This is a genomic window from Streptomyces sp. NPDC020299 (genome assembly GCF_044387825.1).
Classification (GTDB): domain Bacteria; phylum Actinomycetota; class Actinomycetes; order Streptomycetales; family Streptomycetaceae; genus Streptomyces.
In genome coordinates, this window is record NZ_JBIRWL010000002.1 from 101,940 (window position 1) to 126,047 (window position 24,108).

Below are 24,108 nucleotides of genomic sequence, written 5' to 3' on the forward strand. Positions count from 1 at the left end.
AGCTGTGACATGCGGCGGGTTGCGGCCCAGGGGCTCATCGGTCGCGTGTGCGAATTGCGGTATGAGGAGAGAAAGGTGGCGGCATGGTCGACACCGGCACTGAAGGCCAACAGGAATCCCCGGGCGGGCAGAAGGGCACGAAACGCGTGGCGAACCTGCCACGACAGGTACGTGACGACCTCACCCGCAGGCTCCGCCGGAACCGGCGCGCCTTCCGCAAGGAGGACGTGCAGGTCATCGAGCCGCCACTGCTCCGGCGCGCGGTCGGGGCCTCGGCCCTCGGCAACTGCATGGAGTGGTTCGACTTCGGCGTCTACAGCTACCTGGCCGCGACCATCGGCAAGGTCTTCTTCCCGGGCGCCTCACCCGCCGCCCAGGTGATCTCGTCCTTCGCGACCTTTGCCGCCGCATTCGTCGTACGCCCGCTCGGCGGCCTCGTCTTCGGCCCCCTCGGCGACCGCCTCGGCCGGCAGAAGGTGCTCGCCACCACCATGATCATGATGGCGGTCGGCACCTTCGCCATCGGGCTGATCCCCTCCTACGGCACGATCGGCATCGCCGCTCCGGTGCTGCTGCTCCTCGCCCGCATGGTGCAGGGCTTCTCCACGGGCGGTGAGTACGGCGGTGCCACCACCTTCGTCGCCGAGTACTCGCCGGACCGCCGGCGCGGATTCCTCTCCAGCTGGCTCGACTTCGGCACCTTCGTCGGCTACGCCCTCGGCTCCGCGCTGGTCACCCTGCTGAACCTGATGCTGACGGATACCCAGATGCTCTCCTGGGGCTGGCGGATCCCGTTCCTGATCGCCGGACCGCTCGGTGCGATCGGTCTCTACATGCGGCTCAAGCTGGAGGAATCGCCCGCCTTCCAGCAGCAGTTGGACGAACACGAGAAGAGCCTCGCGCAGGAGTCGGCGGGCAGCGAGCTCAAGGCGATCGTCAGGAACCACTGGCGGGCGCTGCTGATCTGCGTCGGTCTGGTGCTGCTCTACAACGTCACCAACTACATGGTCACCGGCTTCCTGCCGACGTACCAGACGGAGACACTGCACCGCTCCAGCGGTTTCGCCGACATCCTCGTGCTGGTCGGCATGGTGTGGATCGTCGTACTGCTCACCTTCATCGGCCGGCTCAGCGACCGGGTGGGCAGGCGCCCGGTCTACGGGGTCGCCGCGGCCGCGATGGTCGTCCTGGCGGTCCCGGCCTTCCTGCTGATCAAGATGCACGGCACCTGGGGCCCGGTCCTCGGAGTGCTCCTGCTCTCCACCCTGCTCGCCTGCTTCGCCGCGCCGAGCGCGGCCACCCTGCCCGCGCTCTTCCCGACGGCCGTGCGCTACGCGGCCATGGGCATCGGCTTCAACTTCGCCGTCGCGGCCTTCGGCGGCACCACTCCACTGGTCACGGAGGCCCTGGTGAACCTCACCGGGAACGACATGATGCCCGCCTACTACCTCATGCTGGCCGGCGCCATCGGCCTGGTGACGGTGCGGTTCCTGCCGGAGAGCGCCCAGGTGCCTCTCAACGGCTCCCAGCCGATGGTCGGCTCGAAGGAGGAGCGGCGGGAGCTGATCACCACCTCGGAGGAGCTGTACGTCGCCGCGCGGGAGCACGCCGGGCGGCGCTGACCCGCGCCGGACCCGGGATCAGCCCTGGAAGGGGTACGTCACCACGCGGGGGAACCCCTCCGGCCTGCTGCTGCCGGTGTACGTCAGGGTCAACCGGGTGAACTGCTGAAGTTGCGGGTGCTTCTTCCAGGGCTTGGGGCGGTCGAGCCGCACGGTCACCGCGTACGCGTGGAATCTGCCCGCCGCGCAGAACGGCTTGCAGTCGTTCACCAGGTTCACGCCCGTGGCCGTCGCCGACATCCCCCACTGCGACCAGCGCATCCTGGCGAGGCGGCTGTTGCCGTCACCGCAGGCCAGGATGAAGGCGGCCGGGCGTACGTCCGGATTCCCGAAGCAGTCGAGGAGCACGGGCCTGGTCTGCCGTACCGCCGTGCTGCTCGTCGCCGCCGCCGGTGCCGCCGCCGATGCCGTGGCCGGCGCGGTGGCGACGGCCGGGGGCACGGCCGCCGCGAGCAGCGCGCCCGCCCCGAGCGTGATCGCTGTCCATACAACCGGTCCGCGCATCTCGACACCGCCCGTCCACGATCGACTCTTTATCGACGCTACGACCGTCCCGGGCGATGCACCACTCGCACGGGGGGACCACCCGCGTTGTGTGTTCCTACGAATTTGCGCGTGAAGGGTTACCGCTGCGACAGCCGATTGATAGGAAACTTTCCTATCAAGTCCACGCGCCCCAACTCGCCACCCCCCACACCCACTTGGAGCCTCCGTGTCGCACCCCGACCGCGAAACAGCCCCCACCCCCCTTACCCGCAGGACCGTCGTCGCCGTGATCGGTGCCGTGGCGTCCGGGGCCCTGCTCAGCGTCCCGCGAGCCGTCGCGAAGCCGGCGGCCGCCTCAGGCCTCGACGACCCGGCGAAGAAGGAGATCGCCATGAAGCTGGTGTCGAGCGCGGAGAACTCCTCGCTCGACTGGAAGGCCCAGTACAAGTACATCGAGGACATCGGTGACGGCCGCGGCTACACCGCCGGCATCATCGGCTTCTGCTCGGGCACCGGCGACATGCTCGACCTCGTACAGCTCTACACCGACCGCAAGCCCGGCAACGTCCTCGCCAAGTACCTCCCGGCGCTGCGCAGGGTCAACGGCTCCGACTCGCACGACGGCCTCGACCCCGACTTCCCCAGGGACTGGCGCAAGGCCGCCCAGGACACGGCGTTCCAGCAGGCGCAGAACGACGAACGCGACCGTGTGTACTTCAACCCCGCCGTCAAGCAGGGCAAGACGGACGGGCTGCGCGCCCTCGGCCAGTTCGCCTACTACGACGCCATCGTCATGCACGGCGACGGCGACGACCCCACCAGTTTCCGAAACATCCGCAAGCGGGCCCTGCGCAGCGCCAAGCCGCCGGCCCAGGGCGGCGACGAGAAGACGTACCTGGGCGCCTTCCTCGACGCCCGGGTGTGGGCCATGAAGCAGGAGGAGGCCCACAGCGACACCACCCGGGTCGACACCGAGCAGCGCGTCTTCCTGCGCAAGGGCAATCTCGACCTGAACCCGCCCCTGGACTGGAAGGTGTACGGCGACAGTTACCACATCGGCTGAGGCCGGACGGCGCGATGCCGTGAGCCCCGCCCTGCTTCGCGCGGGGCGGGGCTCACGGCATCGCCGGGACTAACGGGTGGTGAACGCACCGCCGTTGACGTGGATGGTCTGGCCGGTGATGTGCCGGGCGCCGGGCGACGCCAGGAAGTGCGCGGTCGCGGCGATGTCGTCCACCGCCCGGGCGCTTGTCGTGCGTCTCCGCGACGAGGGCGCTGTGGCGCTCGTCGCTCACCCCGCCGCGGAAGAAGTCGGTACCGGCGATGTAGCCGGCGGAGATGACGTTGCAGGTGACGCCGTGTGGCCCGAGTTCGCCGGACAGCGAGGCGTTCCAGGCGGCCAGCGCGGCCTTGGCCGCACCATAGGAGCCGCCCCGCCGCTCGGCCCCGATCGAGCCGATGCTGATGACGCGGCCGCCCGCGGTGAACTTGTCGCGCACCGAGGCGGTGGTCAGGACCGCGCCGAGCAGGTTCTGGGCCAGGCTCGCTCGCCACTGGGCCAGCAGCTGCTCCAGGGCCGCTCCGCCGTCGGCAACGTCCGGGGGCAGGCCGCCGGCCGCGTTGACCAGGACGTCGATCGTGGCGAGCTGTCCGGCGACCTCCGCGACCCGGTCGGGATCGGTCGCGTCGCAGACCACGCCCCGCACACCCAGTTCCTTCGCGGCGCGTTCGACGGTGCCGGCGCGGCGTCCGGTGATGACGACCTCCGCCCGGTCGGCGGCGAACCTCGCGGCGATGGCGCGGCCGATGCCGCTGCTGCCTCCGGTGACGAGCACGGTGCGGGTCACTGGCCCTCCTCGCTCACTGCTACGTTTAGATCTAAACGTAGGTGCCACCGGCAAGGGATCGCAAACATGTCCGACACCACGGCCGCACCGGGGGGCCCGGCAGATCCAAGGGGCCCTGTGCCCCCTCACTCCGCCGCGGACATCGCCGCGGCATGGCGGCGGGAACGCCCGGGCACCCCCACCGAGTCGATCGAGATCGTCACGCCGATCTGGTGGCTGGGGAAGCTGTTCGCCGACGACCGCGGCCGTGCGCTGCGCGAAGCGGGCATCGACGCGGCCACCCTCGACCTGCTCTCCGTGATCCGCCGCTCCGGTCCGCCCTACGCCCTGAGCACCCGGGAGATCGCCCGGAGGACCCTGGTGACCGCCGGAGCGATCTCACAGCGGGTCGCCCGCGCCGAACGGGACGGCCTCGTCCGGCGAGCTCCCGGGGCCGCGGGCCGCCGGAGCGTCGAGGTGTCGCTCACCGTCGAGGGGCACGCGCTCATCGAGCGGTCCGTCGACGCCGTGCTCGGCCGCGAGGCCGCGCTCGTCGGCAGCCTGTCCCCTCAGGAGCGCGACACGCTCACCGGGCTGCTGGACAAGCTGATGACCGATGTCCGAAGGCGTACCGCCTCCGGGCGGCGCTGAACCACGATCCGAAGGAGACCACCCGGTTCCTGGCCATCTGGCTGGATCCGCTCATGTCAATGTGACGTATCCCGCCCCCCATCAGGCCCAGGACCCCCTAACGTTCATCGCGTGGCACGGCAGGGGAGTGGCCGACACCATGGTGTTCGTCACCGGCAGGCTGGAGGGATCGACAATGTTCCGCAAGGTGCTGGTCGCCAACCGTGGAGAGATCGCGATTCGAGCGTTCCGCGCCGGCTATGAGCTGGGCGCGCGCACGGTCGCCGTCTTCCCGTACGAGGACCGCAATTCGCTGCACCGGCTCAAGGCCGACGAGGCCTACGAGATCGGTGAACCCGGGCATCCCGTGCGGGCGTACCTGTCGGTCGAGGAGATCGTCGCCGCCGCGACCCGCGCGGGCGCGGACGCGGTCTACCCCGGCTACGGCTTCCTGTCCGAGAACCCCGAGCTGGCCCGCGCCTGCGAGGAGGCGGGCATCACCTTCGTCGGACCGAGCGCCCACGTCCTGGAGCTGACCGGGAACAAGGCGCGAGCGGTCGCCGCCGCCCGCGAGGCGGGCGTACCGGTGCTCGGCTCCTCCGCCCCGTCGACCGACGTCGACGAACTGGTCCGGGCCGCCGACGAGATCGGCTTCCCGGTGTTCGTGAAGGCGGTCGCGGGCGGCGGCGGGCGCGGCATGCGGCGCGTCGAGGAACCGGCTCAGCTGCGAGAGTCCATCGAGGCGGCGGCACGCGAGGCGGCCTCCGCGTTCGGCGACCCCACCGTGTTCCTGGAGAAGGCCGTCGTCGAGCCCCGCCACATCGAGGTGCAGATCCTCGCCGACGGCCGGGGCGACGTCATCCACCTCTTCGAGCGCGACTGTTCGCTGCAGCGCCGCCACCAGAAGGTGATCGAGCTGGCGCCCGCCCCCAACCTGGACCCGGAGCTGCGGGACCGGATCTGCGCCGACGCGGTGAGCTTCGCCCGGCAGATCGGCTACCGCAACGCCGGCACCGTGGAATTCCTGCTCGACCGCGACGGCAACCACGTCTTCATCGAGATGAACCCGCGCATCCAGGTCGAGCACACCGTGACCGAGGAGGTCACCGACGTCGACCTGGTGCAGTCCCAGATGCGCATCGCGGCCGGGGAGACGCTGGCCGACCTCGGTCTGTCCCAGGAAACGGTCACCCTGCGCGGCGCCGCCCTCCAGTGCCGTATCACCACCGAGGACCCGGCGAACGGCTTCCGCCCCGACACCGGCCGCATCAGCGCCTACCGCTCGCCGGGCGGCTCCGGTATCCGCCTCGACGGCGGCACCACCCACGCCGGTACGGAGATCAGCGCGCACTTCGACTCGATGCTGGTCAAACTCACCTGCCGGGGCCGGGACTTCAAGGCCGCGATCGGCCGGGCCCGGCGTGCCGTGGCCGAGTTCCGCATCCGCGGCGTGGCCACGAACATCCCGTTCCTGCAAGCCGTCCTGGACGACCCGGACTTCCAGGCCGGGCGGATCACCACCTCGTTCATCGAGCAGCGCCCGCACCTGCTCACCGCGCGTTCCTCCGCGGACCGCGGCACCAGGCTGCTCACCTATCTCGCCGACGTCACCGTCAACAAGCCGCACGGCGAGCGGCCCGAGCTGATCGAGCCGACCACCAAGCTGCCCCCGCTGCCCGCCGGTGAGCCGCCCGCGGGCTCCCGGCAGCGGCTCGTCCAGCTCGGCCCGGAGGGCTTCGCCCGCTGGCTGCGCGAGTCGCCGACCATCGGCGTCACCGACACCACGTTCCGCGACGCCCACCAGTCGCTGCTCGCCACCCGGGTGCGCACCAAGGACCTCCTCGCCGTGGCCCCGGTGGTCGCCCGCACCCTGCCCGAGCTGCTGTCCCTGGAATGCTGGGGCGGCGCCACCTACGACGTCGCCCTGCGCTTCCTCGCCGAGGACCCCTGGGAGCGTCTCGCGGCCCTGCGGGAGGCCGTGCCCAACATCTGCCTCCAGATGCTGCTGCGCGGCCGCAACACCGTGGGCTACACGCCGTACCCGACCGAGGTGACCGACGCCTTCGTGCAGGAGGCCGCCGCCACCGGCATCGACATCTTCCGGATCTTCGACGCGCTCAACGACGTCGGCCAGATGCGGCCCGCCATCGACGCCGTACGGGAGACCGGCACGGCGATCGCCGAGGTAGCCCTCTGCTACACCGCCGACCTGTCCGACCCCGGCGAGCGCCTGTACACCCTCGACTACTACCTCCGCCTTGCCGAGCAGATCGTCGAGGCGGGCGCGCACGTCCTGGCCATCAAGGACATGGCGGGCCTGCTGCGCGCCCCGGCCGCGGCGAAGCTCGTCTCGGCCCTGCGCCGGGAGTTCGACCTGCCGGTGCACCTGCACACCCACGACACCGCGGGCGGCCAGCTGGCCACCTACCTCGCCGCGATCCAGGCCGGCGCGGACGCGGTGGACGGCGCGGTGGCCTCGATGGCGGGTACGACCTCCCAGCCGTCGCTGTCGGCGATCGTGGCCGCGACCGACCACTCCGACCGGCCCACCGGCCTCGACCTCCAGGCCGTCGGCGACCTGGAGCCGTACTGGGAGAGCGTGCGCCGCATCTACGCGCCCTTCGAGGCGGGCCTGGCCTCACCGACCGGGCGCGTCTACCACCACGAGATCCCCGGCGGCCAGCTGTCCAACCTGCGCACCCAGGCGGTGGCGCTCGGCCTCGGCGACCGCTTCGAGGACATCGAGGCGATGTACGCCGCCGCCGACCGCATGCTGGGCCACCTGGTCAAGGTCACCCCGTCCTCCAAGGTGGTCGGCGACCTGGCCCTGCACCTGGTCGGTGCCGGGGTGGACCCGGCGGACTTCGAGGCGGAGCCGAACCGGTACGACATCCCCGACTCCGTCATCGGCTTCCTGCGCGGCGAGCTGGGCACCCCGCCCGGCGGCTGGCCCGAGCCGTTCCGCAGCAAGGCCCTCCAGGGGCGCGCCGAGGCCAAGCCGGTGCGGCAGCTGTCCGCCGAGGACCGCGAGGGCCTGGAGAAGTCCCCTCGCGCGACCCTCAACCGGCTGCTGTTCCCCGGCCCCACGCGCGAGTTCGAAACCCACCGGCAGGCCTTCGGCGACACCAGCGTCCTGGACAGCAAGGCCTTCTTCTACGGGCTGCGCCCCGCGAAGGAGTACGGCGTCGACCTCGAGCCCGGCGTGCGGCTGCTGATCGAGCTCCAGGCCGTGGGCGACGCCGACGAACGCGGCATGCGCGCCGTGATGGCCACGCTGAACGGGCAGCTCCGGCCGATCCAGGTACGGGACAAGGCGGCCGCCTCCGACGTTCCGGCCACCGAGAAGGCCGACCGGACCAACCCCGGCCATGTCGCCGCGCCGTTCGCCGGAGTGGTGACGCTCGCGGTCACCGAGGGCACCGAGGTGGAAGCGGGGGCCACGGTGGCGACCATCGAGGCGATGAAGATGGAGGCCACCATCACCGCGCCCAAGGCGGGCCGCGTGTCCCGCCTGGCCATCAACCGGATCCAGCAGGTCGAGGGCGGCGACCTCCTCGTCGAACTCACCTGAACCGCCCGGCCCCCACGAGGCATTCCCGAGCCGCTCAGGGCTTGCGTCGGCCTGCTGAGGGCTTGCGCGGGGCCGCTGTTGGCCTGCGCGAGCCGCTGGGGGCCGGCACCGGCCTGTTGAGGCCTGCGCCGGCCGGTTGACGGCTTGCGCCGAGCCGCTGATGGCTGGCACCGGTCCGGTTGCGGGCCCGGCGTGGGTTGGCTGGCGGCGTGCGTCGAGCGGCTGGGGGCCGGCGCCGGCCTGTTGTCGGCGTGTGTCGGCCGGTTGACGGCTTGGGCCGAGCCGTTGATGGCTGGCTGGCACCGGTCCGGTTGCGGGCCCGGCGTGGGTTGGCTGGCGGCGTGCGTCGAGCGGCTGGGGGCCGGCGCCGGCCCGTTGTCGGCGTGTGCCGGCCGGTTGACGGCGTACCCCGAGCTGCTGACGGCCTGCGCCGAACCGCTGGCGGCTGGCACCGGCCCGGCGCCGGCCGGCTGACGGCGTGCCCCGAGCCGCCGACGCCTGCGCCCAGCCGCTGACGGCCTGGGCCGGCCCGCCGGCACTTCGCACCGCGGGAGCCGCTCAGACGCGGCTCCATTCGAGCCGCAGTGTGCGGCCCTGGGTGCGGCCCGCCTCGGCGGCCGGGCCTCGGGTGGAGGGGTCGAGGGGGTTGGGGCCGATCGCGGACAGGGAGGGCTCGTCGGGCTCCACGACCAGAACCTCGGCGCCCTGGGCGCGTAGCTGAGCCACGGCCTGTTCCAGCGGCGCGTCACTCGGGAACGGCTCGGTGCCCCCCATCGGCACGACCACCAGCACCCGCGAAGCGCCGGACGCGTAGTCGGCGTTGGCGATGGAACGCACGCCGCCGTCGACGTACCGGCGCCCGTCGATCGTCACGGGCGGCCACACACCCGGCACCGCGCAGCTCGCCGCGACGGCGTCCACCAGGTTCACCCCACAGGCGCTGTCGAACACCCGCGGTTCCCCGGTCCCGGCGTCCACCGCGACGATCCTGAGCGCCCGCGCGGGCCACAGGTGCACCGGCAGCCGCGATTCGATCACCGCCCGGCGCTCGGGCTCCGGCACGGTCGTCGCGCCCAGCGCCACCTTGCCGACCGCCCGCCGCATGTCCGCCACGGTCGCGGCACCGCCCATCGCGGCGGCGATGTCCGCGGCGAACCCCTCCAGATCCATTTCCGCCATGATCTCGGCGGCCTGTAACGCGGGATCGACCTGACGGGCGTACAACTCCGCCAACGTCAGTCCACTGCCCAGCTGCGCCGCGACGGCCGACCCGGCAGAGGTCCCGACGGTCACGTCGGCCCCCGTCACGTCCTGTCCGCCGTCGGCCAGCCCCGTCAGCAGTCCGGTCATCCAGGCGATACCGCCGACCCCGCCGCCGCCCAGCACCAACGCCTCGGTCATGCCCACCCTCCAGCTCGTCGTGTCCATGCAAGGACAAGTGTCGCCGCCCCGTGCGGCGCGGCGCGCCCCGGGGCGACGGCTCGCGGAGGGTGGCGGGTCAGGTCTGGGGCGGGTTGTCCCGGCCCTGCTCGCGGCCCAGCTGGTCCTTCATCTGCTCCTGGGCCGTGTCGACCTGGCGGCTGTACTTGCCCTGGGTCCTGTCGTCGACGTAGTCACCTGCCTTGTCGACGCCCTTGGACGCCTGGCTCTCATGGCCCTTCAGCATGCTCTTGAGCTTGTCCATCATGGACATGATGTGTGCCTCCTCGGCGGAACGGACCCTCGGCGGAACGGGCCCCGTTACCAGGGTCGGCACAGGCCCGCTGATCCGCATCTCGGGCGGCCGGTCAAGGCTCCGGCGTGAAGGGGCGGACCCGGGCGATGAGCAGGGCGACGTCGTCGTGGTTCGCGGGATGCCGCAAGTCGTGCAGGAGCCGGTCGCAGGTCTCCTCCAAGGAGGAGTCCGCCTTGTCGAGGAGGTGCAGCAGGAGCTCGAGGCGCTCGTCGATGGAGTCCTCGCGCGTCTCGACCAGTCCGTCGGTGTACAGGACCAGCTGGTCGCCGGGGGCGAGCCGGACCGTGGCGGTCTCGAAGGGCACGCCGCCGACGCCGAGCGGTGCGCCGGTCGGCAGGTCCAGCAGGCGGGGGGCCTCGCCGGGGCGGACCAGGGCGGGCGGGAGATGGCCGGCGGTGGCGAGGTGGCACTCGGCGCTCCGGGCGTCGTAGACGGCGTACACGCAGGTGGCGATGTACTGCTCCAGCCGTGAGGTGAGCGCGTCGAGGTGGTGGAGCACCTGGGCGGGATCGAGATCGAGGTCGGCGTAGGCGGTGGTGGCGGTTCGCAGCCGGCCCATCGTGGCGGCGGCGTCGATGCCGCTGCCCATGACGTCCCCCACGACGAGGGCCGTGCGGGCGCCGTCGAGCGGGACGACGTCGTACCAGTCGCCGCCGACCTCGTAGGCGGCCTGCGCGGGCTGGTACCGGGAGGCCACCCGCAGCCCGGGCAGGCGCGGCGGGTGGTCGGGCAGCAGACTGCGCTGGAGGGCCTCGGCCGCGTTGCGCACGCTCTGGTGGGCGCGGGCGTTGTCGATGCACACCGCGGCGCGGGAGGCCAGCTCGACCGCGATGGCCATGTCGTCCTCGTCGAAGGGCCGCGGATCGCGGGCGCGGGACAGGCCGAGGAAGCCGATGGTGGTGCCGCGGGCGGCGAGCGGCACGGCGAGGTAGGAGTGCACTCCGGCACGGGCCAGCAGGGTGGCCGACTGCTCGTCCCGGGCGATGCGCGACAGGTCGTTGCCGTCGGCGTGCCGGACGAGGATGGGGCGGCCGCTGCGTACACACCGGGTGGCCAGGCGGTCGGCGGGGTAGGTGGTGATCCGGCCGGGCGGGTCTGCGGCCCGGATGGCGTCGGTGGGGTAGGCGGCCTTCACCGCGAGGGCGCGGAAGAATGCGGGGGAGCCTTCGCGGGAGGCGGGCCGGTGCTCGTCGAGCACGGAGTCGAGTACGTCGACGGCGGCGATGTCGGCGAAGGCGGGGACGGTGACCTCGGCCAGTTCCCTGGCCGTCTGTCCGACCTCCAGGGTGGTGCCGATACGGGCGGAGCCGTCGGCGATCACGGTCAGGCGCCGCCGCGTCTCACTGGCCTCCTTGGCCGCCTGGTACCGCTCGGTGACGTCCACCACGAGCTCGGCCAGGCCGAGGATCCGGCCCTGGGTGTCCTCCAGCCGGAAGCACGAGATCGTCCAGGCGTGCGGATGCCCGGGATCGGCCGCGGTCTGACCCACCAGGGGCGCCTGCTCGACCAGCGGGGCTCCGGTGCGCAGCACCTCGCGCATCGCCACCTCGGCCGCCTCGAACTCCGGGTCGCTCATGACCTCGCGGTAGTGGAGGCCGATGTGGTCCTGCGCGGGCATGGCGTGGATGCGTTCCAGAGCGGGGTTGACGGCCACGTACCGCAGATCGCTGTCGAAGATCGCGATCCCGATGGGGGACTGGGAGATCAGCCGGGTGGACAGGGCGACGTCGCGCTCCAGCTCGTGCAGCGTCGGTGAGTCGGTGCCCAGGCCGAGGGCGTAGAAGTCGCCGTGGTCGTCCAGCAGGCGCATGTTGCGCAGCTCCACCCGCCGTGTGCTGCCGTCCTTGCGGCGGATGGGAAAGGTGCCGGCCCAGCTCTGGCCGGTCTCCATGACGTCGATGAAGGTCTTGACCACCCAGTCCCAGTGCTCCGCGTGGACCAGCAGCCGCGCCGCGTACTCGCCCAGCGCCTCCTCGGCGGTGTAGCCGTACAGCTGTTCGGCTTCCGGGCTCCACAGGACGACCCGCCCGTCCGCGTCCAGCAGCACCGCCGCGACGGCGAGCACGTCCATCAGCCCGCTGGGCTGCGACGACTGGTCCCGCGGTCGCCCGGTTCCGGTCCGGCCGAGGATCGCCGGAGCCCAATCGGCCTCGCTCATCGCCGGCACTCCTTCCGCCGGCGGCGCGGACCGTCCGTCGGTTCTCAGGGCGGCCCGCCTGCGCCGGAAGACGCCTTGCCTTCCATGGTCCCCCCGATGCGCCGGTCGACACACCCCGTGTTCCGAGCGGCGCTGCTCCGGACGGCTAGGACCAGGTCATGCCGGCGAGCAAGGCGGCGACGAACAGGGCGGCGCAGCCCAGCAGGACGAGCACCCGGGAGCGGCTCAGGAAGGACGGGCGGGAGCGCTGCGCGGCGGCCCGGTGCACCGACGTACGCCACTCCGTGTCCGCCGCCGGGCCGGGACGGTCCGCGGTGGCGGCGGAGGGCATCCGCGGGCCGGCACCCCGCGCGGCCGGTGCGGCGGCCCGCGGGGCGGGGATCCGCGGCCCGAGCGGGCCCCCGGCGGCGGCCCCGCGGTTCTGGCCGGGCAGTTCCTGCGGCAGGGGCTGCGCCGTCCCGCGCCAGGCGCCGCGCCCGAACCAGTCCGCCACCTCCTCGGCCGCCGGCCGGTCCTCGGGCCGCTTGGCGAGGAGTCCGAGCAGGTAGTCCTCGAAGGCGGGGGGCAGTTCGACGCCGAGTGCGCGGGGTGGCACCGGAGTGGCGTCCAGGTGCTGGTGCAGGATCATCAGCGGGCTGTCCCCCTGGAAGGGCGGACGGCCGGTGAGGAGCTGGTAGAGCACACAGCCCAGCGAGTACACGTCGGAGGCCGGGCCGGCGGGCTTGCCCAGGGCGCGTTCCGGTGCGAGGTAGAGGCTGGTGCCGACGATCTGCCCGGTGGCGGTGAGGGCGGCGCCGGGGTCGGCGAAGAAGCGGGCGATGCCGAAGTCGCCGATCTTCAGCGTGCCGTCGGCGTCCAGCAGGAGGTTGGCGGGCTTGATGTCGCGGTGCACGATGCCCTGCCGGTGGGCGGCGGCGAGCCCGGCGGCCGCCTCGGCGGCCATCCGGGCGACGTGCGCGGCGGGCAGGGGCCCGGAGGTGGCGAGCAGCCGGGCGAGGCTGTCGCCCTGGACCAGTTCCATCACCAGGAACAGACCGCGCTCGTGCTCACCGAAGTCGAGTACGCCGACCACGTTCGGGTGGTTGAGGGAACCGGCGGTCCGCGCCTCCAGATGGAAGCGGGAAGTGGCGGTGGGGTCGGTGCTCTGGGGCAGCAGCAACTTCACCGCCACGGGTCTGCCCAGTATCTCGTCGAAGGCCCGCCAGACCTCCCCCATGGCGCCTCGCCCGATCGCGTCCTGCAACCGGTATCGGCCCGCTGTCAGCACCTGTGTCCCACCCTCTTGCCGTCCGAAATCTCGACCGCCCCTCGCCTCAACTCCCCACGTAGGCAGGGGTGTAGGTGCTGCGGCGAGCCAAGCGTAGCGGCTCCGGGAGGGCCGTTTCCCCGATCCGCCCAGGTGGGGGCACGGGGGCCGGGGCGGAGGGGAGCGGCGCGACCGCCGGCCCCCCTCCGCCGGGAGGCGTCAGCTCTTGCCGAGGAGCTTGTTCATCTCGGTGATCTCGGCGGTCTGCCCGGTGACGATGTCGTCGGCCATGGCCGTGGCGGCGCCGTACCGGCCCTTGGTCTTCTCGGTCGTGGCCATCTCGACGGCGCCCTGGTGGTGCTTGACCATCATGGTCAGGAACATGGTGTCGAAGCCGGTGCCGGACGCCTTCTCCAGCTTCTCCATGTCCTTGTCATCCATCATTCCGGCCATTCCGGCCATTCCGGCGTGGGCGGAGGGGTCCATGCCCGGCATCGAGCCCATCGAACTGCCGGACGTCGGCACCTTCTCGTCCCAGGACTTCAGCCAGCCGCTCATGGTCCTGATCTCCGGGTCCTGGGCCTTCTCGATGCGCGCGGCGAGGTCCTTGACCTTGGCGGAGGACGCCCGGTCGGCGGCGAGCCGGGCCATCTCCAGGGCCTGCTGGTGGTGGGGGATCATGCCCTGGGCGAAGGAGACGTCCTGGGCGTTGTGGGCGCCCGCCCCGGCGGTGGCGCCCGCCGACGACGAGGTGGAGCCGTGGCCCTGCTGGTCGCTGCCGGTGGTGTCGCTGTCGTTGCCGCAGGCGGCGAGGACGAGTGCGGCGGTGACGGCCGTGGCCGCGAGGGCGGCGCGACGGGTGCGGGTACGGGTGTTGCGCATGAGGGAACTCCTGTGGTGCGTAAGGGATCTGGGCATGCCGGGGCGCGCCGCGCCTGGTGTGCTGCCCGGTGTGTCGTTGGGCGGTCGGCGCGGTGCGGGCGGTGTCTAGATCCGCAGGAGTTGGAGTTCGGCCAGGGAGGGCGGGGCGCGGGCGCCGTCGGGAGTCCGGGCGGCGTGCGAGCGCACGGCTTCGGCGCGGTCGGGGACGGCCGCCGGGTCGGGTACGAGAGCGGGCAGCGCCGGCCCGCCGCTCACCGCCGCCGCCTTGCAGACGGAGTCGGCGTGCTGGAGGTGGCCTCCGCCGCAGTCGTCACCGGCACAGCCGTCGTGCGATGCCACCGTGACCGTCGTGTGCCGCACCTGGGCATGGTCGTCGTGGAGGCCGCCGCCGGGGGCCAGGGCGTGCATGGCCATGAGGCCGGCCAGCAGCGCGAGTACGAGCAGCGCCCAGGACCGCCGCACGGGCGGTCGCTCGGAAGGCTGCTCCGGACTCGTCATCGGGATCATCCTAGGTGATCGTGATCGTGATCGTGATCGTGATCGTGATCGCGTTCCTGTTCGTGTTCGTGGTCGCCGTGACCGGGCGTACCGCGCCGTCGGCCGACGACCCGGCCCCACAGCCACGCCCGTGTCCGGGTCAGCCCCGCGATGTCCGAGCTGTGCGCGGCGGCCACCGCCGTCATCACCGGCCACACCAGGAAGGTCACCGCGATCTCCGCGGGGCCCCCGTCCGTGCCCTCCGCGACGACCGCGAACTCGGGGACGAAGGCGAGGCCGCCGAGCAGGGCGCCCACGAGGGCGAGCTGCCAGGGCCGGACGAGGACGCGGGACGCGAGGGCCAGCCCTCCTCCGAGGACCGAGCCCATGAACACACCGGCCACCACGCTGCCCGCTACGAGCAGCCCGCAGTACCGGAGATCACGCGTGGCGAACTCGGTGTCCCCGCCGGTCGTGAACTCCACCACCGCCACCGCCAGGGCGAGCGCCGCCCACGGAAGGCCCGGCGCGCCCGCCATCACCATGCCGACACGCATCCCGCGCCCCAGCACACCTCGCCTGCCCACACGGCCCCCCTGGTCGATCACATGTACCAGGCGGCAGACTACTCAGCGCACCAGCCGCATCGAGATCGGGAGGCGAACCCGTGACCGTGACTCCCAGGCCTACCACCCCGACGGCCGCCTCATGACCGCGCTCGCCCTCGTCGGAGCCGGCCCGGGGCTGGGGGCGGCCGTCGCGCGCCGGTTCGGGCGGGAGGGGTACGGCGTCGCTCTGATCGCCCGTGACCAGGACCGCCTTGACGCCCTCGCCGGTGAACTCGCCGCCGACGGGGTCGGCGCGCGCGGTTTCGCCGCCGACGTGCGCGACCCGCAGGCCCTCGCGGCCGCTCTGGGCGCGGCGGCCGCGGCCGCCGGCCCGATCGAGATCCTGCAGTACAGCCCGGTCCCGCAGCGGGACTTCATGCGTCCCGTGCTGGCTACCACGCACACCGATCTGATCGGCCCGGTCGAGTTCTCGGTCTACGGTCCGGTCGCCGCCGTCCAGCAGGTGCTGCCCGGCATGCGTGCCCTGGGTCGCGGCACGATCCTGTTCGTCAACGGCGGCACCGCCGTCGTTCCGCACCCCGAACGGGCGGGCACGTCGATCGCGTTCGCCGCGGAGAGCGCGTACGGCCATCTGCTGCACGACAGACTCGCCGCCGAGGGCATTCACGTCGCACAGCTGATCATCCCCGGTGCGATCGTCCCCGGTCACCGCCGCAAGGACCCGGACGTGCTCGCGGACGTGCTGTGGTCCCTGCACCAGGACCGGCACGGGTTCCGGCACTTCGCCGACGACCTGGACCCCTGAATCCGGCGACTCCCCTAGCCCGGCGAGCGGCGCGGTCCCGCTGAACGATGCGATCTTGGGCAGACGGTAGAGGTGATCTTCACATCCGTCAGAGGGGGGGAGCCTCGCCGCCGTGACCACGCCCACCCGCCGCCTGCCCCAGAACACCCGCCGACGCCCGTTCAGCCTGCGCGCGACGGCGCTCTACTTCGGCCTTCTCGCCCTGCTCCTGTGCGTCCTCGGCCTCACCGCCCGCGCGGTGGCCGCCGCCTTCGAACGCCGGCCGGTCTGGATCGCTCTCCTGTGTCTCCTCGCCGCGGCCTGCGCGGTGGCACTGCGACGCGGGCGGCGCCGGTGGACCGCCCGGCGGGCCGCGCACCGGGCCGCCGCCGCCCTCGACGCGGCGACACGCACGGCCGTGGAGGCGCTGGAGCCGCCGCAGGACGAAGGCGGCGTCATGGACTACGACGCCATGGACTACGACGCCATGGACTACGACGCCATGGACTACGACGCCCTGGACGCCGACGAGTTCGAACAGGCGATAGCCGCCCTGTGCGAACGGGACGGATGCTCACAGGTGGAGGTCGTCGGCGGAGCCGGGGACCTCGGTGCCGACATCCTGGCCGTGGCCCCGGACGGGCGGCGCGCCGTCATCCAGTGCAAGCGGTACGGCGACACCCATCGGGTCGGCTCGGAGGAACTCCAGCGCTTCGGCGGCACCTGTTTCACCGTCCATGACGCCGACGTCGCGATCGTCGTCACCACCAGCGACTTCACCGCGCCGGCTGCCGAGTACGCCGAACTGTGCGGGATCGTCTGCGTGGACGGACAGTCCCTGCTGGCGTGGCACGACACCACGGGACCTCGACCCTGGGCGTAAGCGCGCGGTGGCGAACCGCACACGCCGCACGGGAAACTGATCGGCCCACATACGACAGGGAGTTGGACATGACACGAGTCCTGGTGATCGGCGGTGGGATCGCGGGCACCGCGGTCGCGCTGGCCCTGCACAAGGCGGGCCTGGACGTCGGCGTGTTCGAGGCGCACCCCGACACGGCCGAGGACATCGGGGCGTTCCTGACCCTGGCGAGCAACGGCATGCGCGCCCTGGCACAGCTCGACGCCACGGACGCCGTCACGGCGATCGGGTTTCCGCTGACCTCGATGCGCTTACTGGACAGCCAAGGCACAGAGTTGGCGCACGCGCCCCTGGGCGAGGCCGACGACCCGGCCCTGCGCTACCGGTGCCTGCGCCGAGGCGAGTTGAACGCCGCCCTCCAGGCCGAGGCGGTACGCCGGGGCATCGCCCTGACCCACGGCACCCGGCTGCTGTCCGTCGACGACGGCCGGGACGGGGTCACCGCGCGCTTCTCCGACGGCAGCACGGCGACGGGCGACCTGCTCGTCGGCGCGGACGGGCTGAACTCGACCGCCCGCCGGCTGATCGCCCCAGGCGTGCGCCCCGGTTACGCGGGCCAGCGCGTGTTCTACGGCTACACCGGCGGCGGGCCGTCGGCCGACGGCACCGGCCACATCACCATGGTGCGCGGCACCGAGGCCGCCTTCGGCTACGCGGTCTCGCCCGAGGGGGAGACGTACTGGTTCGCCCGCGTCGCCGGCGAACCGCTGCCCGCCGACGAACTCGCCCACGCCACACCGACAGCCTGGCGTGACCGGCTCGTCCCCCTGCTGCGCAAGGACGCCACGCCCGCCGCGGACATCGTCGCGGCCTCCACCGGCCGCGTCATGGTCACCAACGCCACCGAGTTGCCGCTCGGCACCGTCTGGCACGCGGGACGGTCCCTGATCATCGGCGACGCCGCGCACGCCGCCTCCCCGGCCACCGGGCAGGGGGCCTCGATGGCCCTGGAGGACGCCGTCGTCCTCGCCAAGTCCCTGCGGGACACGCCCGATACGCGGACCGCGTTCTCCGTCTACGAGACATGCCGCCGCCCCCGCGTCGAGCACAACATCACCGTCAGCGGACAGCTGTCCCGCAGCACCCGAGCCGGCTCCGGCACCGGCCGGGGCCGACCGACGCCCCGCCCCGGCGACGACGAACTGGCCCGCCTGCTCGACTGGGACACCGACATCCGCACGGCTGCCGGCCGGTGACCCGTGGCCGCCCCTCATCCGCCGGGACGGTCGACCCGTCATGGTCGCCAGGTCAGATCTCGTCAGCCGTACGGCGGACGCTACGAGTACGGAGAGGTCCCCGTTCCGTGAACGGGGACCTCTCCGGGGGCGTAGCCCTGCTCAGCGCTTGAAGGCGTCCTTGGCCTTCTCCTTCGCCTGGCGCAGGTCGCCCTTCGACTTCTTGGTCCGGCCCTCGGCCGCCAGGCCCTCGTCGTCCGTAGCCCGGCCGATGGCTTCCTTCGTCTTGCCCTTGGCCTGTTCCATCTTGGCCTTGGCCTTCTGCTCTCCAGCCACCTTGCTCACTCCCAGTCGCACTCGACGTCGGGGGTCACCACGTCGGGTGACCGCCCGTGGGTGACGTAAACGTCGGCCGTTCACCGGCCCGGAAGTGATGACCAGGCGACGCGGGAACTCGGGGGCCAGAATGGGAGCTGTGACTGAGGGAGCGAGATGCGGCTTGCGGGAGTGATGCGTCCCTCGAAAGCGGCCGGGCTCGCAGCGGCCGGATCCCGGCTGCTGGCAAGCGGGGCCGCGCCCGTGGCGGGCCTGGTCGCCGGGGCCGCCACGGCGACCGCGCGGGCGGGTGTGCGCGGCGCCGACACCACGGTGCGGGTCGCACGGGTCGTACGGAACGCCATGCCGGGCAGGGCCGGCCAGTGGCGGTCGGGCGCGCGGGCCCACCTCGCGCTGCGCCCGGCCGACCCCGAGCAGGCCCGGCCGGTGGCCAGGGCGGCCGAGAAGGTGGCCGAGGCACTGGCCGAACATCCCGACGTGGTCCTCGCGTACTGGGACGGCGGTCTGGGACGGCTGGTGGTCACCGCGGCCGAGGAGGAGCTCACCGACGGGGTGGTCGAACACGCCGCGGGGCTCGCCGAACGCCATGGCCTGGTCTTCATGGAGGACGAGCCGGAGGAGTACTCCCACCCCGGCGACCCGGGCGGCGTACGGCTCGCGGCGGCGACCCTCGCGGTCGACGTCATCGGCGCCGTCGTCGGGTTCACCGCCTCCTCGGTGCCGCTGCCCCGCTCGGCCCGGGCGGTGACCGCCGGGGTCACGCTGCTGCGCGAGAACCCGCGCTTCCGCTCCTGGCTGGCGGGCCGTGTCGGCCTCGCCCGGATGGACCTGCTGCTCGCCGCCGCCAACGCGGTCACCCACGCCGCCGACCGCTCGCCGACCGCCCTGGTGCTCGACGGGACGCTGCGCTCCTGCCAGCTCGCGGAGCGCATGGCGCGCGCGGCGGCGTTCGACGCCGATCACGACCTGCTGTCCGGGCCCGGGCGGGTGAGCGTGCCCGCCGGTCACTGCCCCCGCCCGCCGCTGCGGACCGTCCCGTACCAGGAGTACGCCGCCCACGCCTCCATCGGCAGCGTGCTCGGAGCCGTGGTGACCGAACTGGTCAAACACGACGTGAACGAGGCGGCCGAGGCGGTACTGGCCGGCTCGCCCAAGGCCGCCCGCTACGGCCCCGGCGCCTTCCACGCCGTCCTCAGCGCCGCCCTGGCCCGGCAGGGCGTGCTGGTGCGGGAGACCGCGCGGCTGCGGGAACTGGAGACCGCGGACACGCTGGTACTGCACGCCGGGGCGCTGCGCGCACCGGACGGCGGCCCGGACCCGTGGGGCGAGGCCGTGCTCGACGCGGCGCGGCACGCCAGGCTGAATGTGGTGATGACCGAGGACCCGGCCCTGAGCGACCTCGCCGGGCTCGCCGACCGGGTGGTCGAGGGGGACCGGCCGTGGGACGAGGTGGTGCGCGAGCTGCGCGAACGGGGCGACACCGTCATCACGGTCGCCCGGCCCACCTCGGCCCACGAGACCGACGTGCTCGCCGGGCTGCTCGGCGGCGACCTGGCCGTCGCCCTCACCGACCGCGACGGGGCCGTCGTCTGGGGCGCGGACGTGCTGGCCGCGCACGGTCTGACCGATGTCTGGCGGCTGCTGACCGCCGTCCCGGCCGCCCGGGCGGTGGGCCGCAGGTCGCAGACCCTGGCCCGCTCCGGTGCCGTCCTGTCCGGTCTGCTGGTGGCCGTCGGCGAGTCCCGGAAACCCAAGGGCTCACCGCTGCCCGGCCTGCGGCACGCGCCGGTCGACGTGGGCGCCGCCGCCGCGCTGCTGAGCGGAGCGCGCGCGGCCCTCCGCGTGGGCACGGCCGCCCCTCCGCAACCCCGCCCGCGCATCGCATGGCACGCCCTGGAGATCGACGAGGTCCACGACCGGCTGGCGCGGGAGATCGCGGCGCGGCCCACCGCCGTCGAGCGGACGACCGGCCGGGTGCGCGGCCTCGCGGAAGCCGCCCGCGAGCACCCCGTGATCGGCCCCGCGTCCGCCCCGGCGCGCTGGGCGGTGCAGCTCGGCCGGGCCGTGCGGGGCGAACTCGACGATCCGCTCACCCCGGTGCTCGCGGTCGGTTCCGCCGCCTCGGCGATCCTCGGCTCCGCCGTGGACGCCCTGCTGGTCGTCGGGGCGCTCGACCTGAACGCCACGATCGGCGGTGTCCAACGGCTGCGGGCGGAGCGCGCCCTGTCCGGCCTGCTGGCCGAACAGCAGCAGAAGGCGCGCCTCAGCCGCGCCGGGCAGCAGCCCCCGGGGGAGCCGTCGGAAGAGCCCCGGGAAGAACCGCGGGGCAATGACGAGGCGCGGACCGTGGACGCGGCCGAACTGCGCCCCGGCGACACCATCGAGCTCACCGCCGACGACGTCGTACCCGCCGACGCCCGTCTGGTCTGGGAGGACGGGCTGGAGGTGGACGAGTCCGCGCTGACCGGCGAGTCCCTGCCGGTCGACAAACACACCGAACCCACTCCGCGCGCAGCCGTCGCCGACCGCCGTTCCATGGTCTTCGAGGGCACGACCGTGGTCGCCGGACACGCCCAGGCGGTCGTGGTGCACACCGGTGCCCGCACCGAGGCGGCCCGGGCCGTCCACCTCGCGGCCCGCAAGCCACCGGCCGGCGGGGTCCAGGCCAGGCTCCAGGAGATCACCCGCAAGGCCCTGCCCCTGACGCTCGCGGGCGGCGCCGCGGTGACGGGGCTGTCCCTGCTGCGCGGCGCTCCGATCCGCCGAGCTGTCAGCGGCGGGGTCGCGGTGGCCGTCGCCGCCGTCCCCGAGGGGCTGCCGCTGGTGGCCACGGTGGCCCAGCTCGCCGCCGCCCGGCGGCTCAGCCGGCGGGGCGTCCTGGTCCGTACCCCGCGCACGCTGGAGGCGCTGGGCCGCATGGACACGCTCTGCTTCGACAAGACCGGCACGCTCACCGAGAACCGGCTGCGCCTGGTGCGGGTGGCCGACGCCCGGGGCACGGTCCGTACGGTCGCGAGCCCCGAGTCCGCCGAGACCGTACGGGTCGCCGCGCGGGCCTGCCCCCGGGGGAACGGCGACGGGGAGCACAAGCCCGCCCACGCCACCGACGAGGCGGTGCTGGACGCGGCCGGGCCCGACCCGGACTGGGTGCAGACCGAGGGCCGCCCCTTCGAACCCGGACGCGGTTACGCCGCGGCCGTGGGCCACGGTGCGGACGGAGCCCGCGTGCTGGTGGTCAAGGGCGCGCCGGAGACCGTGCTGCCGGCCTGCGCCGGCCTGCCCTCCGAGGCCTTGGCGGCGGCCCACGCGCTGACCGGCGAGGCGCTGCGGGTCCTGGCGGTGGGCCACCGCCCGCTGGCGGCAAACGAGGACGACGCGGACGTCCTCGACCGCCCGCTGGAGGGGCTCCGCTTCACGGGTCTGCTGGCGCTGTCCGATGTGCCCAGGGAGAACTCCCGCGCCCTGGTCCAGGAACTGCGGCAGACCGGTGTACGGCCGGTGATGCTCACCGGCGACCACCCGCAGACCGCCCGGGCGATCGCGATCGAGCTGGGCTGGCCCGCGGACACCGCGGTCGTCACCGGCGACGAGCTGGCCGACGCCGACCGCTCGCGGCGGGCCCGGCTCCTGCGCGACGCGGATGTCGTCGCCCGGGTCGCGCCCGAGCAGAAGCTCCTGGTCATCGAGGCGCTGCGGGACGCCGGCCGGGTGGTCGGCATGGTCGGCGACGGTGCCAACGACGCCGCGGCGATCCGCGCCGCCGACATCGGCGTCGGCATCGAGGCCCGTGGCTCGGCCGCGGCGCGTAACGCCGCCGACATCGTCCTGACCTACGGCGACCTGGCCGTGCTGACCGACGCGGTGGCCGAGGGGCGGGCGCTGTGGCGCTGCGTCGCCGATGCCATCGCCATCCTGATCGGCGGCAACGCGGGCGAGGTGAGCTTCGGCATCCTCGGCAGCCTGCTGGCCGGCGCGGCCCCGCTCTCCACCCGCCAGATGCTGCTGGTGAACCTCTTCACCGACCTGTTCCCCGCGATGGCGGTGGCGGTCACCCCGCACGAGGAGGACCGGGAAGAGGAGGCGACGGCGGCACCCGACGAACAGCTCGTCACCTCGCTGCTCGGCAGGCCGCTGATGCGGCAGATCCGGCACCGCGCCCTGACCACCTGCCTGGGCGCGACCACCGCCTGGCTGATCGGCCGCTTCACCGCGGGCACGGCCCGCCGCTCCACCACCATGGCCCTGTGCGCCGTGGTCGGCACCCAGCTGGCCCAGACCCTCGCCGACCGCCGGGACAGCCCGCTGGTCCGGTTCACGGCCCTCGGCTCCGCGGCGGCCCTCGTGGCGCTGGTGCAGACCCCCGGTGTCAGCCACGTCTTCGGCTGCACCCCGCTCGGCCCGTTCAGCTGGGCGGGTGTGGTCGGGGCCATCGCGCTCGCGGTGACCGGGCAGCGGGCGCTGCCGCAGGTGGAACGGGCCGTGCTGCGGTGGTGGCGGTCGTCCGGCCGGCCCGAGGAACCGGTCGCGTCGGCGCCGCAGCGGGTCGTGGACATGGTGCGACGGGCCTGGGAGGCGCTCGACCAGGCCGTCGCCCGCCCGGGCCCGCCCCCCGCGGCCGCCCCGGCGAGGTAGTACCGTCCCGTCCGCCGGGTGGTTGTCAGTGCCGGATGCGAGGCTGCCCGGCATGGATGAGCAGGAGTTCATGCGAGGCCGGGTGTACGGTGCCGACCACGACGACGCCGGTCCCCGGCCCGACCACGCCTATGCCCAACTCGTCGGCGGCCCGCTGGACGGCCTGCTGCTCGACGTCACCGACCGCCTCGGCCGGGCACCGGGGGAGCCGGTGGCGCTCATGACGGAGATAGGCCGCTACGGCCCGGGCGGCCGCACCCTGTACGCCCCCCGGCCGCACGACGGCACCCGTTACGACTGGCACGGCGACCTGCCCTGAGACCGAAGCCGGTGACCGGACGGGGGCCGGACGGGAATGTGACGACGGGCCGTGGCCCGTGCGTGTCAGGCGGTTGCCTTCAGCGCGGCCGTCTTGCCCTTGGTGGCGGCGTCCTCGTGCGCCTGGGCCTTGGAGGCATCGGCGAGCGGGATCAGTTCTGCCATCGCCGGGTTGGAGTGCGCCAGGGTGAGCTCGGGAACGATGAAGTCGACCTCCATGCCCAGCATGTCGCCGAGGACCGCGCCCAGCAGGTTCTGGACGTACTCGTAGCCCTCGCGCGGGGTGCCGGGAGCGTAGGAACCGCCGCGGCTGGCCACGATGTACACCGGAGTGCCCTTCAGCGGGGACTCCTCGACCATCGCCGTGCGGCCCACGAGGATCACCTGGTCGAGCCACGCCTTCAGCGTCGACGGGATCGTGAAGTTGTACATCGGGGCGCCGATGACGACGGCGTCCGCGGTCTCCAGCTCCTCGATCAGCTTCAGCCGCTCGGCGAAGGCCGCCGCCTGCTCAGGGGTGTGATCGGCCGGGTCGGCGAAACCGGCGGACGCGGCCAGGCCGTCGAGATGCGGAACCGGGTGGGTGTTCAGGTCGCGGTGGATCACGGTGCCGTCCGGGTGCTGCTCTTCCCACGCCTTGCGGAAGGCGGCCGTGACCGAGCGGGAGGAGGAAGCGGCCTCGGGCCAGAGGGACGAGTCCAGATGCAGCAGCGTTGCCATGGTGATCTCCAGAAAAGGG

General features: G+C 73.2%; 20 protein-coding genes and 1 pseudogene. 9 read left to right on the top strand and 12 right to left on the bottom strand.

Translation table 11 applies throughout. The features are described from left to right. Window positions 1-83: 83 nt before the first annotated feature. Window positions 84-1,622: an MFS transporter gene (locus tag ACH45E_RS04655; RefSeq protein ID WP_361451291.1), complete on the top strand. Its 1,539-nt coding sequence runs from the start codon at window positions 84-86 to the stop codon at window positions 1,620-1,622. A gap of 18 nt (window positions 1,623-1,640) precedes the next feature. Here ACH45E_RS04655 and ACH45E_RS04660 read toward each other — a convergent pair whose 3' ends face one another. After that, entirely contained in the window at window positions 1,641-2,126 is a 486-nt protein-coding gene (locus ACH45E_RS04660; RefSeq protein ID WP_361451288.1) for a hypothetical protein, read from the bottom strand. 208 nt (window positions 2,127-2,334) lie between these two features. Between ACH45E_RS04660 and ACH45E_RS04665 the strand changes: the two genes are divergently transcribed. Next, the gene (locus ACH45E_RS04665) at window positions 2,335-3,171 is read left to right on the top strand and encodes a chitosanase (protein ID WP_361451285.1); all 837 of its coding nucleotides are present in this window, start codon (window positions 2,335-2,337) and stop codon (window positions 3,169-3,171) included. Window positions 3,172-3,240: 69 nt separating this feature from the next. Here the strand turns inward: ACH45E_RS04665 and ACH45E_RS04670 are convergent, their stop codons facing one another. Together ACH45E_RS04670 and ACH45E_RS04675 are read right to left on the bottom strand one after the other, a co-directional pair. Continuing rightward, the gene (locus ACH45E_RS04670) at window positions 3,241-3,345 is read right to left on the bottom strand and encodes an SDR family oxidoreductase (protein ID WP_361451535.1); all 105 of its coding nucleotides are present in this window, start codon (window positions 3,343-3,345) and stop codon (window positions 3,241-3,243) included. 124 nt (window positions 3,346-3,469) lie between these two features. Continuing rightward, window positions 3,470-4,084 (bottom strand): annotated as a pseudogene (locus tag ACH45E_RS04675) (SDR family oxidoreductase); the annotation flags it as partial. Between ACH45E_RS04675 and ACH45E_RS04680 the strand changes: the two are divergent. Both ACH45E_RS04680 and ACH45E_RS04685 read left to right on the top strand, forming a co-directional pair. Beyond that, window positions 4,022-4,585 (top strand): MarR family transcriptional regulator, encoded by a 564-nt coding sequence (locus ACH45E_RS04680; protein ID WP_361451282.1) that lies wholly within the window; start codon window positions 4,022-4,024, stop codon window positions 4,583-4,585. The pseudogene ACH45E_RS04675 and the gene ACH45E_RS04680 sit on opposite strands and share 63 nt — an antisense overlap. 175 nt (window positions 4,586-4,760) lie before the next feature. Next, window positions 4,761-8,135 carry a pyruvate carboxylase gene (locus ACH45E_RS04685; RefSeq protein WP_361451532.1) on the top strand — a complete coding sequence of 1,125 codons (3,375 nt, stop codon included), beginning with the start codon at window positions 4,761-4,763 and terminating at the stop codon, window positions 8,133-8,135. Between the two features lie 558 nt (window positions 8,136-8,693). Here ACH45E_RS04685 and ACH45E_RS04690 read toward each other — a convergent pair. The 7 genes from ACH45E_RS04690 to ACH45E_RS04720 all read right to left on the bottom strand — a co-directional run bounded on the left by ACH45E_RS04690 (window position 8,694) and on the right by ACH45E_RS04720 (window position 15,220). Further along, on the bottom strand, window positions 8,694-9,563 hold the full coding sequence (locus tag ACH45E_RS04690; RefSeq protein ID WP_399039989.1) for a patatin-like phospholipase family protein: 870 nt from the start codon (window positions 9,561-9,563) through the stop codon (window positions 8,694-8,696). 70 nt (window positions 9,564-9,633) lie between these two features. Next, window positions 9,634-9,828 (bottom strand): antitoxin, encoded by a 195-nt coding sequence (locus ACH45E_RS04695; protein ID WP_361451276.1) that lies wholly within the window; start codon window positions 9,826-9,828, stop codon window positions 9,634-9,636. A gap of 94 nt (window positions 9,829-9,922) precedes the next feature. After that, window positions 9,923-12,028 (bottom strand): SpoIIE family protein phosphatase, encoded by a 2,106-nt coding sequence (locus ACH45E_RS04700; RefSeq protein ID WP_361451273.1) that lies wholly within the window; start codon window positions 12,026-12,028, stop codon window positions 9,923-9,925. Between the two features lie 145 nt (window positions 12,029-12,173). Beyond that, window positions 12,174-13,295 carry a serine/threonine-protein kinase gene (locus ACH45E_RS04705; RefSeq protein WP_361451270.1) on the bottom strand — a complete coding sequence of 374 codons (1,122 nt, stop codon included), beginning with the start codon at window positions 13,293-13,295 and terminating at the stop codon, window positions 12,174-12,176. Window positions 13,296-13,493: 198 nt separating this feature from the next. Continuing rightward, the gene (locus ACH45E_RS04710) at window positions 13,494-14,156 is read right to left on the bottom strand and encodes a DUF305 domain-containing protein (protein ID WP_361451267.1); all 663 of its coding nucleotides are present in this window, start codon (window positions 14,154-14,156) and stop codon (window positions 13,494-13,496) included. Window positions 14,157-14,261: 105 nt separating this feature from the next. Beyond that, window positions 14,262-14,654 carry a DUF6153 family protein gene (locus ACH45E_RS04715; protein ID WP_361451264.1) on the bottom strand — a complete coding sequence of 131 codons (393 nt, stop codon included), beginning with the start codon at window positions 14,652-14,654 and terminating at the stop codon, window positions 14,262-14,264. Window positions 14,655-14,659: 5 nt separating this feature from the next. Further along, on the bottom strand, window positions 14,660-15,220 hold the full coding sequence (locus ACH45E_RS04720; protein ID WP_361451261.1) for a hypothetical protein: 561 nt from the start codon (window positions 15,218-15,220) through the stop codon (window positions 14,660-14,662). A gap of 121 nt (window positions 15,221-15,341) precedes the next feature. Between ACH45E_RS04720 and ACH45E_RS04725 the strand changes: the two genes are divergently transcribed. From ACH45E_RS04725 to ACH45E_RS04735, 3 genes are all read left to right on the top strand, one after another. Then, on the top strand, window positions 15,342-16,007 hold the full coding sequence (locus tag ACH45E_RS04725) for an SDR family NAD(P)-dependent oxidoreductase (RefSeq protein ID WP_361451258.1): 666 nt from the start codon (window positions 15,342-15,344) through the stop codon (window positions 16,005-16,007). 112 nt (window positions 16,008-16,119) lie between these two features. Next, window positions 16,120-16,869 carry a restriction endonuclease gene (locus ACH45E_RS04730; protein WP_361451255.1) on the top strand — a complete coding sequence of 250 codons (750 nt, stop codon included), beginning with the start codon at window positions 16,120-16,122 and terminating at the stop codon, window positions 16,867-16,869. A gap of 68 nt (window positions 16,870-16,937) precedes the next feature. Then, entirely contained in the window at window positions 16,938-18,104 is a 1,167-nt protein-coding gene (locus ACH45E_RS04735) for an FAD-dependent oxidoreductase (RefSeq protein WP_361451252.1), read from the top strand. A gap of 141 nt (window positions 18,105-18,245) precedes the next feature. Here the strand turns inward: ACH45E_RS04735 and ACH45E_RS04740 are convergent, their stop codons facing one another. Continuing rightward, a complete protein-coding gene (locus ACH45E_RS04740) occupies window positions 18,246-18,419 on the bottom strand; it encodes a CsbD family protein (protein WP_361451249.1) in 174 nt (57 codons plus the stop codon). Between the two features lie 174 nt (window positions 18,420-18,593). On the opposite strand from ACH45E_RS04740, the gene ACH45E_RS04745 reads away from it, so the two are divergent. Together ACH45E_RS04745 and ACH45E_RS04750 are read left to right on the top strand one after the other, a co-directional pair. Continuing rightward, window positions 18,594-23,051: a cation-translocating P-type ATPase gene (locus tag ACH45E_RS04745; RefSeq protein WP_361451246.1), complete on the top strand. Its 4,458-nt coding sequence runs from the start codon at window positions 18,594-18,596 to the stop codon at window positions 23,049-23,051. Between the two features lie 52 nt (window positions 23,052-23,103). Next, on the top strand, window positions 23,104-23,370 hold the full coding sequence (locus ACH45E_RS04750) for a hypothetical protein (RefSeq protein WP_361451243.1): 267 nt from the start codon (window positions 23,104-23,106) through the stop codon (window positions 23,368-23,370). A 65-nt stretch (window positions 23,371-23,435) separates the two neighbouring features. Here ACH45E_RS04750 and ACH45E_RS04755 read toward each other — a convergent pair whose 3' ends face one another. Then, a complete protein-coding gene (locus ACH45E_RS04755; RefSeq protein ID WP_361451240.1) occupies window positions 23,436-24,089 on the bottom strand; it encodes an NAD(P)H-dependent oxidoreductase in 654 nt (217 codons plus the stop codon). Window positions 24,090-24,108 lie beyond the last annotated feature (19 nt).

Excerpts from the sequence above, each read along its gene's own strand:
- ACH45E_RS04755 (WP_361451240.1), bottom strand. The coding sequence starts at position 24,089 with ATGGCAACGCTGCTGCATCTGGACTCGTCCCTCTGGCCCGAGGCCGCT.
- ACH45E_RS04680 (WP_361451282.1), top strand. The coding sequence starts at position 4,022 with ATGTCCGACACCACGGCCGCACCGGGGGGCCCGGCAGATCCAAGGGGC.
- ACH45E_RS04655 (WP_361451291.1), top strand. The coding sequence starts at position 84 with ATGGTCGACACCGGCACTGAAGGCCAACAGGAATCCCCGGGCGGGCAG.
- ACH45E_RS04710 (WP_361451267.1), bottom strand. The coding sequence starts at position 14,156 with ATGCGCAACACCCGTACCCGCACCCGTCGCGCCGCCCTCGCGGCCACG.
- ACH45E_RS04695 (WP_361451276.1), bottom strand. The coding sequence starts at position 9,828 with ATGTCCATGATGGACAAGCTCAAGAGCATGCTGAAGGGCCATGAGAGC.
- ACH45E_RS04750 (WP_361451243.1), top strand. The coding sequence starts at position 23,104 with ATGGATGAGCAGGAGTTCATGCGAGGCCGGGTGTACGGTGCCGACCAC.
- ACH45E_RS04735 (WP_361451252.1), top strand. The coding sequence starts at position 16,938 with ATGACACGAGTCCTGGTGATCGGCGGTGGGATCGCGGGCACCGCGGTC.
- ACH45E_RS04725 (WP_361451258.1), top strand. The coding sequence starts at position 15,342 with ATGACCGCGCTCGCCCTCGTCGGAGCCGGCCCGGGGCTGGGGGCGGCC.
- ACH45E_RS04700 (WP_361451273.1), bottom strand. The coding sequence starts at position 12,028 with ATGAGCGAGGCCGATTGGGCTCCGGCGATCCTCGGCCGGACCGGAACC.
- ACH45E_RS04660 (WP_361451288.1), bottom strand. The coding sequence starts at position 2,126 with ATGCGCGGACCGGTTGTATGGACAGCGATCACGCTCGGGGCGGGCGCG.
- ACH45E_RS04685 (WP_361451532.1), top strand. The coding sequence starts at position 4,761 with ATGTTCCGCAAGGTGCTGGTCGCCAACCGTGGAGAGATCGCGATTCGA.
- ACH45E_RS04715 (WP_361451264.1), bottom strand. The coding sequence starts at position 14,654 with ATGACGAGTCCGGAGCAGCCTTCCGAGCGACCGCCCGTGCGGCGGTCC.
- ACH45E_RS04690 (WP_399039989.1), bottom strand. The coding sequence starts at position 9,563 with ATGGACACGACGAGCTGGAGGGTGGGCATGACCGAGGCGTTGGTGCTG.
- ACH45E_RS04745 (WP_361451246.1), top strand. The coding sequence starts at position 18,594 with ATGCGTCCCTCGAAAGCGGCCGGGCTCGCAGCGGCCGGATCCCGGCTG.